13 protein-coding genes, 1 pseudogene and 1 riboswitch are annotated in these 12,667 nt (G+C 72.6%); of the genes and pseudogenes, 7 read left to right on the forward strand and 7 right to left on the reverse strand.

Annotated features, from left to right (window positions below):
- A partial coding sequence (locus FNH09_RS39035) for a CaiB/BaiF CoA transferase family protein (RefSeq protein ID WP_152894615.1) occupies positions 1-1,057 on the reverse strand: 1,057 nt, incomplete at its 3' end.
- Between the two features lie 260 nt (positions 1,058-1,317).
- Here FNH09_RS39035 and FNH09_RS39040 point away from each other — a divergent pair.
- From FNH09_RS39040 to FNH09_RS39055, 4 genes are all read left to right on the forward strand, one after another.
- Entirely contained in the window at positions 1,318-2,040 is a 723-nt protein-coding gene (locus FNH09_RS39040) for a TetR/AcrR family transcriptional regulator (RefSeq protein WP_152894616.1), read from the forward strand.
- Positions 2,041-2,104: 64 nt separating this feature from the next.
- Entirely contained in the window at positions 2,105-2,650 is a 546-nt protein-coding gene (locus tag FNH09_RS39045; protein WP_152894617.1) for a DUF4334 domain-containing protein, read from the forward strand.
- Positions 2,647-3,738: an alcohol dehydrogenase catalytic domain-containing protein gene (locus FNH09_RS39050; protein ID WP_162469760.1), complete on the forward strand. Its 1,092-nt coding sequence runs from the start codon at positions 2,647-2,649 to the stop codon at positions 3,736-3,738. The genes FNH09_RS39045 and FNH09_RS39050 overlap by 4 nt, the downstream gene beginning before the upstream one ends.
- A gap of 108 nt (positions 3,739-3,846) precedes the next feature.
- Complete coding sequence (locus FNH09_RS39055) at positions 3,847-5,037, forward strand: TetR/AcrR family transcriptional regulator (RefSeq protein WP_152894618.1); 1,191 nt, start codon at positions 3,847-3,849, stop codon at positions 5,035-5,037.
- A gap of 72 nt (positions 5,038-5,109) precedes the next feature.
- Here FNH09_RS39055 and FNH09_RS39060 read toward each other — a convergent pair whose 3' ends face one another.
- Entirely contained in the window at positions 5,110-6,309 is a 1,200-nt protein-coding gene (locus FNH09_RS39060) for an oxygenase MpaB family protein (RefSeq protein ID WP_152894619.1), read from the reverse strand.
- A 272-nt stretch (positions 6,310-6,581) separates the two neighbouring features.
- Between FNH09_RS39060 and FNH09_RS39065 the strand changes: the two genes are divergently transcribed.
- On the forward strand, positions 6,582-7,172 hold the full coding sequence (locus FNH09_RS39065; protein ID WP_162469761.1) for a histidine phosphatase family protein: 591 nt from the start codon (positions 6,582-6,584) through the stop codon (positions 7,170-7,172).
- A 162-nt stretch (positions 7,173-7,334) separates the two neighbouring features.
- Here FNH09_RS39065 and FNH09_RS39070 read toward each other — a convergent pair whose 3' ends face one another.
- From FNH09_RS39070 to FNH09_RS39085, 4 genes are all read right to left on the reverse strand, one after another.
- Positions 7,335-8,090, reverse strand: coding sequence for a CbtA family protein (locus FNH09_RS39070; protein ID WP_162469762.1), 756 nt, complete (start codon positions 8,088-8,090; stop codon positions 7,335-7,337).
- Positions 8,091-8,109: 19 nt separating this feature from the next.
- Entirely contained in the window at positions 8,110-8,331 is a 222-nt protein-coding gene (locus FNH09_RS39075) for a CbtB domain-containing protein (RefSeq protein ID WP_152894620.1), read from the reverse strand.
- Between the two features lie 36 nt (positions 8,332-8,367).
- Positions 8,368-8,521, reverse strand: a riboswitch (cobalamin riboswitch).
- A gap of 50 nt (positions 8,522-8,571) precedes the next feature.
- Positions 8,572-9,177, reverse strand: a complete 606-nt coding sequence (locus FNH09_RS39080; protein WP_152894621.1) for a phosphatase PAP2 family protein — start codon at positions 9,175-9,177, stop codon at positions 8,572-8,574.
- Between the two features lie 171 nt (positions 9,178-9,348).
- Positions 9,349-10,287 carry a lysylphosphatidylglycerol synthase domain-containing protein gene (locus FNH09_RS39085; protein ID WP_162469763.1) on the reverse strand — a complete coding sequence of 313 codons (939 nt, stop codon included), beginning with the start codon at positions 10,285-10,287 and terminating at the stop codon, positions 9,349-9,351.
- A gap of 174 nt (positions 10,288-10,461) precedes the next feature.
- Here FNH09_RS39085 and FNH09_RS39090 point away from each other — a divergent pair, with 174 nt between their 5' ends.
- Both FNH09_RS39090 and FNH09_RS39095 read left to right on the forward strand, forming a co-directional pair.
- The gene (locus FNH09_RS39090; protein ID WP_152894622.1) at positions 10,462-10,845 is read left to right on the forward strand and encodes a BlaI/MecI/CopY family transcriptional regulator; all 384 of its coding nucleotides are present in this window, start codon (positions 10,462-10,464) and stop codon (positions 10,843-10,845) included.
- 100 nt (positions 10,846-10,945) lie between these two features.
- The gene (locus FNH09_RS39095; protein WP_152894623.1) at positions 10,946-11,749 is read left to right on the forward strand and encodes a COG4705 family protein; all 804 of its coding nucleotides are present in this window, start codon (positions 10,946-10,948) and stop codon (positions 11,747-11,749) included.
- A 36-nt stretch (positions 11,750-11,785) separates the two neighbouring features.
- On the opposite strand, the pseudogene FNH09_RS47320 reads toward FNH09_RS39095, so the two are convergent.
- Positions 11,786-12,667: pseudogene (locus FNH09_RS47320) on the reverse strand (hypothetical protein); the annotation flags it as partial.

A 12,667-nucleotide genomic window follows, 5' to 3' on the forward strand; every position in this document is an offset into this window, starting at 1 on the left:
GGGTGTGCGAGAAACGGGGGGCGGGAGCGGGCTGGGTGATGCCGTACGCCTCGGTGTAGGTGCCGCGTGCGGCCAGGTGCCGGTGGCCGGCCGCCTCGTGCAGCGAGAGCACGGGCGCGACACAGGCGTCGGTGCCTTCGAAGACGGCCGTCCACCGCGCCCGGTCGGCGGTCTTGAACCGGGCGGTGAACAGGGCGCGCAACTCCGGCCAGTTGCGTGGGTCGGCCCGGTCCGGCAGGGCCTCGCCGGCCAGGCCCAGCAGGGCGACGAACTCCGCGTAGAACTGCGGTTCCAGGGCGCCGACCGCCATCCAGCCGCCGTCGGCGGTCTCGTAGACGCCGTAGTGGGGGCAGCCGCCGTCGAGCAGGTTGCGGCCGCGGGCGTCCTGCCAGGTGCCCTCGGCGAGCATGCCCCAGAACATGGTGGTGAGGTGGGCGGCGCCGTCCACGATCGCGGCGTCCACCACCTGGCCACGGCCGGTGGCCCGGGCGGTGAGCAGCGCGGCCAGGACGCCGGTGGTCAGGTAGAGGGAGCCGCCCGCGTAGTCGCCGAGCAGGTTGACGGGGAGGACGGGTGGTCCCTCCGGTGCGCCGATCATGGACAGGTTCCCGGCGGTGGCGATGTAGCCGATGTCGTGTCCGGCCCGGGAGGCGAGGGGACCCCGCTGGCCCCAGCCGGTCATCCGGCCGTACACCAGCGCGGGATTGTCGGCCAGACAGGCCTCGGGACCGACCCCGAGCCGCTCCGCGACGCCGGGCCGGTACCCCTCCACCAGGATCTCGGCGCGCGCCACCAACGCCCGTACCGTGTGCGGTCCTTCGGGCGACTTGAGGTCGACCAGCACGGAGCGCTTGTTGCGGTTGGTCACGTCGTGGGCGGGGTCGCCGCCGAGCGGCGGGCGGCCGGGGCGGTCCACCCGCACCACGTCGGCGCCCAGGTCGGCGAGCAGCATCGCGGCGAACGGGCCGGGGCCGATCCCCGCCAGTTCGACCACGCGCACGCCGTCCAGCGGACCCGCCGTGTCGCGGCCCGCAGGGCCGGTGGGGTACTGGCTCATGGGTTCCCTTCTCGGTGCGGGACGGACTCATCGCCGTCGACCGGGGACTTACTGAGCGTTCGCTAAGAACGTAGAAGCGCGACCCGGATCGGTCAACTCCGCGTACAGCACTAGTTTTTACGGGCCCGTGCCGGGGAAGTGACCTCAGGCCGGACGCCGACTTCCGGGCCTTCCTGATCGATCGCTAAGCATGCGGAGGGGATGTTCTGGACTCACGGCCGTACGATGTCGCCGATCGCCGCCCGCCCCGAGGAGAGCCGTTGAACACCGCGCCGAGCCAGGACCCCGCACCTCCGGCGGAGCACTGGCGCTCCTACGGCCCGCTCGACCTGCACCCGATCCTGGTGCAGGCCATGGCGGCCTTCAACGAGCACGGCTACCACGGCACTTCGGTCCGGGACATCGCCGGCCGGGTCGGCGTCACCGTGCCCGCGCTGTACTACCACTACGAGAACAAGCAGGCGCTGCTGGCCACGCTGCTGGAGACGTCCATCAAGGACGTCCTGGACCGCTGCCGGGCCGCTGCCGGGGAGGCCGGGGACGATCCGCTCGCGCGATTCTGCGGGATGGTCGAGTCGATCGTGCTCTACATGACCCACCGCAGGCAACTGGCCTTCCTGGACACGGAGATCCGCAGCCTGGAACCCCGGAACCGGGCCCGTTACGTGGCCCTGCGCGACTATCTGGAGCACATGCTGCTGGACACGGTCGAGGCGGGCCGCGCCCAGGGCGTGTTCACCACGCCGATCCCGGCCGACGCGGTGCGTTCGGTGCTCGTCATGTGCCAGGGGGTCGCCAACTGGTTCCGCGCGGACGGCCCGCTCACCGCGGAGGAGGTCGCCGAACGCCATGTGCTGCTGAGCCTGGGCACCGTCGGCCACCCCGGCGCGGTCACCGGCGACCTGTCGCTGCCCCTCCCCCGCCGTGCCTCCCTCGCACGGAGCTCCGCCTCCCCGGGTTCCGCTGCGCGCACCTCGGGGTGACGCGGCGGGACACCCACCCGACCTTCCGCTTCCACGGTGCGTGCACCGACGAGAGGAAATACGCATGGACGTGCTCGACGCCCGCGCCCGCTTCCATGAGCTCAGGGCGCAGGACGGCCCGGTCGACCCCGCCGAACTCGACGCGATCTGGGCGGCGTTGGCCACCGTCCGCCCCGAGGAGATCCTCGGCGTGTGGAAGGGCGGCGAGTTCCGCACCGGTCACCCGCTCAACGGCGCCCTGGAGAAGGCCGGTTGGTACGGCAAGACGTTCACCGCCGTGCACGACGCCAAACCGCTGATCTGCCGTGACGCGACGGGCGCGCTGTACTCGAACCGCGAACTCGGCAAGGGTGAGGCCAGCCTGTGGACGGTCGAGTTCCGGGGCGAGGCGACGGCCACCATGGTCTACGACGGCCAGCCGGTCTTCGACCACTTCAAGCAGGTGGACGACACCACACTGATGGGGATCATGAACGTCAAGGGGGTCCCCGCCGAGGGGCCCTTCTTCTACTTCTTCCTCGAACGCGCCCCCGAGACAACGCCCGAGGACCCGCACGGAACCCCGCGCGGGACCCTGGGCGGGGACCGGCGGGCCGGGTCGGACTCGTGAGGCGCGTCCGGGCCGCGGTCGCCGAGGCGCCGGGCGCCCCGTTCACCGTCCGGGACGCGCAGATCGAGGACCCCCGGCCGTACGAGGTGCTGGTGCGGACGACCGCGGTCGGGGTCTGTCACACCGACCTGACGATGCGCGACACCTGGCCCCGGCGGCTCACCCCGATGGTCTTCGGTCACGAAGGCGCCGGCCGGATCGAGGCGGTGGGCGCGGAGGTGACCGGCCTCGCGCCCGGGGACCAGGTGTGCCTCACCTTCGCCAGTTGCGGCGGCTGCGAGCAGTGCGCGGCGGGCCATCCGGCGTACTGCCACACCGCGCGGGCCCGGAACCTGTCCGGGGGCCGCGACGACGGCACCACCCCGCTCTCCCTCGACGGCACACCGCTGCACGCCGGCTTCTTCGGCCAGTCCAGCTTCGCCACGCACGCCGTCGTCCACGAACGCGGTGTGGTCAAGGTGCCCGACGGCCTGCCGGCCGCCGTCGCCGCGCCGCTCGGCTGCGGCGGCCAGACGGGCGCGGGCACCGTGCTCAACCGGCTGCGCCCCGGACCGGGTTCCTCCCTGGTCGTGCTGGGCGCGGGCGGGGTCGGCCTGAGCGCGCTGATGGCCGCGGTCGCGGCGGGCTGCGACCCGGTGGTGGCCGTCGACCCGGTCGCCTCCCGCCGTGAACTGGCCGTCGAACTCGGCGCCAAGGCGGCCCTGGCCCCGGGGGACGGTCTGGTGCCGGCGCTGCGCGACCTCACCGGCGGTGGTGCGCACCACGTCGTCGAGACCACCGGTCGTCCGGAGATGGCCCGCAGGGCCGTCGGCGCGCTGCGCCCGCGCGGCGCGCTCGCCCTGCTCGGCCTCGGCGGCGAGGTGACGTTCGACGTGATGGACCTGCTCGCCAAGGGCGTCCGCGTCCACGGGGTGGTCGAGGGCGACTCCGACCCCGGGCGCTTCATCCCCGAGCTGGTCGGACTGTACGCCCGGGGCCTGTTCCCGATCGACCGGCTGGTCACCACGTTCCCGTTCGAGGACATCGAGGCGGCTGTGGCCGCGATGCGGGACGGCAGCGTGGTCAAGCCGGTCCTCACCTTCACCTGACCCGGGCAGCCGCGCGCCACCCGTCGTCCGACGAGAGCCGCCCACCGCCTGTCGCCCGCCGCGTCGAGGGAGCGAAGCCCGCTGACGGCGTGTGATTGACTGATCCGCATGGCTCCCGCCTCCCCGTCAGCCCGTTCGGCCGCCGGTCCGACCGCGGCGACCCGGCCCCGCAACCGCAAGCAGCTCATCGTCGAAGCGGCCGGGCGGGTCTTCAGCGAGCGCGGCTACCACAACGCCTCCATGGAGGAGGTCGCCGCCGGAGTGGGGATCACGGCGGCCGCCCTGTACCGGCACTTCCCCAACAAGTACGCCCTGTTCGCCGCGTGCGCCCACGTCATGGTGGACGGTCTGGTCGCCGCGCTCGACGAGGTGCCGTCCGAGGCGCCCTTGACGGATGTGCTCACCGCCATCACCCGGATCACCGTCGCGCATCGCGCCTCGGGCGGCGTGTACCGCTGGGAGGCCCGGTACCTCGACCGCGACGACCGTCGGCGTCTCGCGGTGAAGTTCGGCCGTCTCGTCGAGCGGGTCGAGCGGGCCGTGCAGCGCGAGCACCCGCTGCCCGACGAGCGCCTGCGGGCCATGGCGGCCCTCGGTGCGATCGGGTCCGTCACGATGCATCACACCTCCATCGCCGCGCGCCGGGCCGAGGACCTGCTCCTGGCGTCCGCGCTGCGCGTGGCCGCGACGGATCCGGCGGCGGGCCGGCCCGGCGCGCACCCCGTGGAGCTGCCCGCGCGGCCGGTGCCGCGCACACGACGTGCGGAGATACTCGCGGCCTCCGTCCCGCTGTTCGCCCGGGACGGATTCGCCAACGTCACCAACGGACAGATCGCCGAGGCGGTGGGGCTGACCCCCTCCGCGCTCTACCGTCACTACCCCGGCAAGATCGACATCCTGGCGGCCGCCTGCCTCCAGGCGGCAGGGCTGCTGGCCCAGGGGGTGGAGCAGAGTCTGCGGGAGGTGACCGGCCCGCACGAGGCCGTGGTCGCGCTGGCGGCGACCTATGTGGCCTACAGCTTCGAGTGCACCGAGCTCAACAGCGTCGCCGAGGCCGAACTCGCCGGTCTGCCGGCCGATCAGCGGCGGCCCCTGGTCCTCGCGCAGCGGGAGCACATCGCTGTCTGGGAACAGCAGTTGAGGCTGGTCCGTCCGGAACTGGACCCGCGCCAGGCCCGGGTGCTGGTGCACGCAGGGTTCGGCGTGGTGGTCGAGGCAGGTCGCAGACTGCGGTGGCGGGACAGCCCCGCGCATCGTGAGGCCGTGACCGCTCTGGTCGTGGGCGCGCTGGGGCTGTGAACCCCACCGCGCCCGCCCCTCGGCGCGGCGGCCGACGGGGCGGGCAGCGGTGGGACCGACCCGATCTCCGGCTCAGGCCGCCCTGTTGGCGGTGGGGATGGTGATGGGCGTGGTGGTGCCGGAGGCGCCCTTGTTGAGGAACAACATGGCCAGGGCCCTGATGAACTGGTCGAACACGTAGAAGGTCCCGGGCATGATGGGCGACAGCCCCTCCCGGAAGAGGATGTACGCCGGCCATGCGGTGCGGATCAGGGCCGCCGACGCGTAGTCGCGGGTCAGTCCCAGCCAGTCGCCGACCTGGTCGCTGAGGACGTAGCGTACGAACTCGTTCAGGAACCCGCGGGTGACGCCGAGGTCGATCTGCGCGGTCAGGCCGAGCAGGTCCTGGGCCAGTTCGATGCCCTCCGTGGTCGGGGTGAGGATCGGGGTGAGCACCTGCGCCGACTGCTGTTCGGCGGCCGCCCAGGTCTGGGGGATGTGCTCGTCCGGCACACCGAGCAGGTGGACGGCGACCTGCCACGAGTGCAGGAAGGCCTCCTGGTCCGCGGCCGGGAACGGGATCTTCCAGTCGAGCAGCTTGCGGTGCACGTAGGTGCCCAGGCTGTGGAAGGTGACCAGGATGTCCGCGGCGCTGATCGGGGTGGTCTCGTCGGTGACCGCCTTCCAGTGCGGCGACTGCGGCAGCAGGTGACGCACCGCCGCGTGCACCACGCGCGTCTTGTTGGCGGTGACGACGAACTGTCCCGTCGGCTCGAAGGCCCCCAGCTGGGACAGGTCGTAGCCGAACGTGAACGTCTTGGCGGCGCGGTCCTGCATGTTGGCGCCGCCCGCGGACCAGTAGACGCTCCTCGCCTCGCGCGGGATCACGGTGCTCATGATTCCGCTGCCGAGGCCGTACAGCATGAACAGGTACGTGTCCCTGCGCCGGTTGAAGTCGGCGGCACGGGCCAGCTTGACGGGGTCGGCCCAGGTGGGCAGCACGTTGACCTGTCGCAGGTACGCGGCGAATTCGGCCGGTACGCCGCTGGGCAGCGGGTCGTTGTTGTTCACCCACGACGCCCAGGCCGTGTTGATCGCCGGCACATGTCCGTTGTCGAGCATCGAGGCCATCAGCGGGTCCGCCGTGCTGTCCCAGATCCACTCCGGACCGGTTCCCGCGGCGGCCGCGGTCACCGAGCCCGTCGACGCCCAGGCCCGAGCGGGGGCGGCCACACCCGCGAGGCCGAGTGCGACACCGAGTGACAGAGCCTTCCGCCTGCTGAGGTTCTCCATTGACTTACCTGCTTCCCTGATGGACCTGATGGTTACAAGTTCCGTCGCAGACTTGCCAGTTGCACGATCAATGCGCGATGAATCTTGTCGCACAGATGTGATTTTCGATTAACATAGCGAGGTGCGTAGCGGTCGGCAATGGTGGTGACCGAGGGCTCGCCGGCAATGTCGGGCCCACCGTGGCAGTCGGTGTCGACGGCCGGTACGCCGAGCCGGATACCCTCATGGGCCCCGGACCGGCAGTGCGGGATCCGCACAGGAGGAGCGCCCACGTGACGACCCGTGTCACCTTCATCACGCCGGCGACGAGTCCGTCGATGCGCCGGGCTCGCTTCGACGACGGTGACCCGATCGACGACCACGGCGTGGCGCGGGCCCGCGCGGCGGCCGGTTCGCTGCCGTCGGCCGTCCGGGTCCTCGCCTCGCCGAGCGTGCGCTGCCGGCAGACGGCCGCGGAACTGGGGCTCGACGCGACCGGCGAACCGGCGCTCGCGGGCGGGGACATGGGGCGTTGGCGTGGTCTGACCCTCGACGAGGTCGCGGCCTCGGAGCCGGCGGAACTGGCGCGCTGGCTGTCGGACCCGGGGGCCGCTCCGCACGGCGGGGAGTCGGTGCGGCAGATCTGCGAGCGGACCGCCCGTTGGCTGAAGGCGGCGGCGGAGAGCGACGGCAGAGTACTGGCCGTGGTGGAGCCGGAGATCGTACGGGCCGCGGTGATCCATGCGCTGGCGGCTCCCGAGGCCGCGTTCTGGCGCCTCGACGTGCCACCGCTGACGGCCACCGAGCTCACCGGGCGGGCGCACCGCTGGAACCTCCGGCTCGGCGGGCCGCTCGGACCGGCGACGGCCGACCCGGAGGACTGACCGCGCACCTCACCGGCGACGCGTCACCCGGAGCACGTCACCCGCGGCGCATCACCTGCGGCGCACGCCACCGAAGACACACGCCACCGAAGACACACGCCACCGACGCCGAGAGGGCCCGCGGACGATTCCGCGGGCCCTCTCGGTGTGACGGCGGGGTCGCTACGGGGCGGCCACCGCCGAGCCCGCGGAGACCCTTGCGGGCTTCGGGTGCAGCAGCCGCTCGGCCAGTTCGCCGAAGACGAGGCCGAAGCCCGCCCACAGCGTGGCCTGGATGGCGAGGGCGGAGAGCCGGAACCGCCACAGCAGGGTGGCCGGGAAGTCCGCCGGGACCTCGTTGACGACGGGCAGGAACGCGTACGCCAGGCCGATCACGGCGATGAAGCCGAGGACGGCGACGACGGTGGCGTACCAGGTGCCCAGTCTCGGTGCGAGCCGCTTGCCCGCGATCACCGCGGCGACCGCGAGGAGCACGCCGAGCACCATCATCAGGAAGTACAGCGTGGTCCGCCTGCCGATGGTGTCGGCGTCGCCGACCGACGGCGGGTTGGCCGGGTACTTCAGGAACGGCACGACGTAGACGGCGAGCAGCGCGGTCCCCGACAGCAGCAGCGCGGTGGCGCGGGGGCTGAAGCGGCCGACGCGCCCGAGGGCGAAGCAGAAGGCGAGGGCGGCGATGCCGCCGAACGCCACCCCGTAGATCAGCACACCGGTGGCGAGGCCGGCGGTGGACTGGAGGCTGCGGGAGACGAGTTCGACCTCGTGCTCGTGGGCGTGCGCGTGCGCCTCCTCGAAGCCGATCGCGCTGTCCACGCTCGGCTCACCGAGGAAGTAGGCGACGACCAGGGCGAGCACGCCGGCCCCGAGACCGGCGAGCATGCCCCGCACGAGCAGGTTTCTCACTGTTGCGGAGTTCACAGGAGTTCGGCGCCCCTCGTCAGTGGCAGGGGAAGCCGAGCAGGTGGCGGGCGTCGTGCACCCACTCGTGGACGTCCTCGCCGGAGACGACGGAGGTGGCGCCCTGCTCGGCGCCGACGAAGTACAGCAGGACCAGCATCAGAATGCCGAAGAAGACCGCCCAGGGGGCAATGTCCTTCAGCGGCAGCTTGCCGGTGACAACGGGGGTGGTGGCGGTCGGCTGAGCGACGTGCTGCGCCATGGCAGGGCCTCCTCTGGGAGTTCGCGTCCCATCTCGGTGGTGCACAGGACGACGGCCCCGGGTCTGACTCGCGATGCGCCCCGTCGAGGAGGCATCGTCCACAGTGGCGCGACCGTGCCGGATTCTCACCGGCTTCCGTTGATCCCGTCGTCGTATCAGAACGACAGTACCGTGTGTCGTATGCAGGGCCAATAGCGCGTCAGCAGGGGTGATCCCGCGCCCACTTGCGACGGCCCCGCGTCAGGAGGCGGGCAGCAGCGGGCGCAGCGGAGTGGCTGTCAGCAGGCGCACCAGCGTGTCCGTCCGGCGCCGCACCAGGGTCATGAGGCCGTGGGCGACGAGTCCGCCGACGAGGATTCCCGCGACCACGTCGTGCGGATAGTGGACGCCGACCCAGACCCGGGACGCACCCATCGCCAGCGCGGCCACGACCGCCATCGCGCCCAGCCGGCGCGAGACGGACAGCAGGGCCACGGCACACGCGGCGGCGATCACCGTGTGGTTGCTGGGGAACGACCAGTCACCGGGTGCCGGACAGGTCTCCAGGGTGCGCACGTGCAGTGTCAGGCACGGCCGGGTCTCGCGCACCAGCAGCTTCAGCAGGGAGTCCACGCCGTAGGCCAGCACGGCGACCACCGGCACGGCCAGGGCCGTCACCGTCGGCCCGGCCCCCGCGCGCCGGGCCCGCCACCAGCCGACGACCATCAGGACGGCGAACAGGGCGAGTCCGTACGTCGACCACGCCGACACCGCGGTGTCCAGCCAGCCGGGTGAACGTCCCGCGAGACCGACCACGTCCCGGTAGGCGGAGCCGTCCATCGACGCGCCGCCGAAAGCGGTATCCATCGGCATGAGTCCTTCCCTTCGCACCCCGTGGACGGCGGGACACCAGGTGTCCGGCCGGACTCCGACGCGGCCACAGCAGTCGACTACAAACCTGTAGTCGGTCTACGACACTGTAGACGATCAGGGGGAATGAGGCGTTCCCGTGCCGGGCGACCGGGCGACCGGGCAGCCTCAGAGCGCCGAGCGCCGCGTGAGCAGGAGCAGGACCAGCAGGCCGGGGGCCATCGGCAGCCATGCGGTGAGCAGGCGGTAGCCGAGGACGGCGGAGATCGCCGCCTGGCCCGGCGCCCCGTCCGCGGTGAGAGCCAGGGCGAGCGCGGCGTCCAGGGAACCGAGACCGCCGGGCGTGGGCAGCAGCGCCGCCGCGCCGCTGGCGACGAGATACGCCATCACCACATGGCCGATGGACAGCCCGAGGCCGAGCGCGTGGACGACGGCGACGACCACCCCGGCGTGCAGCAGCGCGAACGCGGCCGAGCCGCCCCACAGCGCCCAGGCCCGCGCCCGGCACCGGTGCACCGCCCGCACCTCGGCGAGGGCCCGGCCCGCGGCGCACCGCAGCCGTGCGCTCGCCGCGACGGCCAGCACCACGACCCCGGCCGCCACCGGCAGCAGCAGCACCAGCCCGTGCGGCACCCGCGGCGACACCCGTACGGTGTCCGGCGAGGTCACCAGCAGGGTCAGACCCAGCACACAGCGGACCAGCCCGCCGGCCGCCGCCTTCACCGCGAGCGCGGTCGCCGAACGGCTCGTGGACAGCCCGCACCGGGTCAGGAAGCGAAGGTTGACCAGGGTCGCCCCGGCCCCGGCCGGGAGGAGATGGTTGGCGGCGGACGCGGCGAACTGCGCGGCCACGAGCCTTCGCCGCGGCAGCCGTTCGGCGACCGCGCCCTGCTGGACGACGGCCGCGCACACCCAGGTCGACACGGCGGCGGCGCAGGCCAGCAGCAGCCACGCGCGGTCGGCGGCGGCGAGCCGGTCCGCCCCGCTGTCGAGGACGTCCCGGTGCGAGACGAGGACCCCGCAGGCGGTCAGGAGTACCGCGAGCGTAACCCCCAGCTGCCAGTACCGGCGTCGGCCCGTGGCCACCGGCAGGTCGGTCGCGGTCACGCCGGTCCTCGCGCGCGCCGGACGAAGGGAGAGCCGTCGGCCATCGTGCACCTCTCGTCGTAGCGCGCCACGGGATCGACTCCCCTACAAAATGCAGGGTCGCATCACACCCTACATTTTGTAGGGTTAAAGGCAGGTGAGAAGATATCCGCGCGTCTCGATAAGGTGGCCGACATGGCTGGCACCGGCCCACACAAGACACCCGGACGGCGCAGTGCGGGCGAGTTGGAGGGTGCGGTCCTGGCGGCGCTGTGGGCGGCCGAGCGGCCCCGGACCCCGGCCGAGATCCAGGCGGAGCTCGGCGGCGACCTCGCCTACAACACCGTCCACACCATCCTCAAGCGCCTGTACGACAAAGGACTCGTGCTGCGGGACGCCGACGGGCGGCGCGGCGCCTACCGGCCCACGCGCGACGCGGCCGAGCTGACCGCCGAGGCGATGCACGACGCCCTGGACCGCGGCCCGGACCCGATCGCCGCGCTCCAGCACTTCGTGACCGGGCTGAGCCCGGCCGAGGAGCAGGCGCTGCGGGAACTGCTCGGGGAGAGCTCCCCCTGAGCTCCTCCTGAGTTCCCCCTGAGTTCCCCCTGCGCGGCGCCGGATCGTACGCGGACGGCGTTCAGGCTGCGTTCAGGATCGGGGTGTCAAGGTGCGGATCATGACCGCAGAGCACATCCTCGACGACCGCCCCCGCATACCCGTACGCCGGATGGCGAACAAGGTGCCGGAGGTGACCGCCTACTTCTGGATCATCAAGGTGCTGACCACCGGCATGGGGGAGACGGCGTCGGACCTCCTCGCCCGGCTGCTCGGCCCGGTCCCCGCGGTCGGGCTCGGCGGTCTCGCCCTGGTGGCCTCCCTCGCCGTGCAGTTCGCGCTTCGCCGGTACGTCGCCTGGGCCTACTGGACGGCCGTCGTCATGGTCAGCGTGTTCGGCACCATGGCCGCCGACGTGCTGCACGTCGGCCTCGGCGTGCCGTACGCCGTCTCGACCCCCGCCTTCCTCGCCGTGCTGGCCGCGGTCTTCGTCCTCTGGTACGCGAGTGAGGGGACGCTGTCCATCCACAGCATCGGCACCCGCCGTCGCGAGGCGTTCTACTGGGCGGCCGTGCTCGCCACCTTCGCCCTCGGCACCGCCGCGGGCGACCTCACCGCCACGACCGGCTTCGGCTACCTCGGCTCGGTCGTCCTCTTCGCGGCCGCGATCTGCGTGCCCGCGCTGGCCCATCGCTTCGGTGCCCTGGGCGCGGTGGCCGCCTTCTGGACGGCGTACGTCATCACCCGGCCCCTCGGTGCCTCCCTCGCCGACTGGATGGCGCTGGGCCGCACCCGCGGCGGCCTCGGGCTCGGGCTGGCGCCGGTCACCCTCGCCTGGACGGTCGCGATCGTCGGGTTCGTCGGCTACCTCGCCGTCACCCGGCGCGACACGGACGCCGCGCCGGGCCCGTCCCGCGCCTTCTGACCGCACCGCCCGCGGTCGCGTCACCTATCGGCCGCGTCACCATCGGTCGATCAGCAGCAGAAGAAGCACGACGGCCACGCAGCTCACGGCGAGGAAGCAGAACAGCCACCGGTCGTCGGACGAGTCCGCCCGATGGCCGTCTCCGGGTGCCGTACGACGCGCCACGACCGGCGCGGGCGGCTCGTACGGCTCGTACGGCTCGTACGGCTCGTACGGCTCGTGGGCGGGCTGCCGCGGTGGCCCGTCGGGGACCTTCCGCAACTGCCGGACCAGTTCGTACCAGACCTGGTCCGGCAGCTTCGGCATGCCGTAGACAGGGGAATCGAGCAGCAGTTCAAGGAAGCGGCGCTCCACCGGGCCGTTCTGTTCGCACAGCCGGCGGAACAGGTGCACCAGGCTGTCCTGGATACCCCGATGCCCGGCGTACGGCAGGACGGCCCAGTGGAGCAGCCAGACGGCTGTCTCCGCCGTGAGGTGGTCCTCGTGTTCGCCCGATTCCCCGGCGGCGGCGGTACGGCGGTGGCGCAGGAACAGTTTCTGCTTCAGCAGACGGCGGCAGAACCGGTCCGCCTCCCGCAGGGTGCGCCGGCCCGCCTTGGCCGCCAGCGCGTCGAGAATGCGGTCGGCGTCCTCGCGTGGGACGTCCTGCCTGGCCAGCCGTTCGAGCAGTTCGACGTCGGGCAGCAGGTCGAGGCCCCGCGACGACGACGTCCGGGGTTCGTGCCGCCAACGGGCGAGACCGAGCCTGCGCGCCAGGCGCATGCCCCTCGTCGGCAGTTCGGGCAGCTCCCAGTGGTACCCGGTCGGCCAGGGCGGCCGCCCGTGCGGGGACTGCTCCGGGGTCGCCTCCTGCGGTCCCGCCGCCCGTGCCGGACGGTGCGGGTGCAGCTGGGTGTGCGGTGGGGGCTGGGTATGCGG

It is taken from the genome of Streptomyces adustus (assembly GCF_009377175.1).
Lineage (GTDB): Bacteria > Actinomycetota > Actinomycetes > Streptomycetales > Streptomycetaceae > Streptomyces > Streptomyces adustus.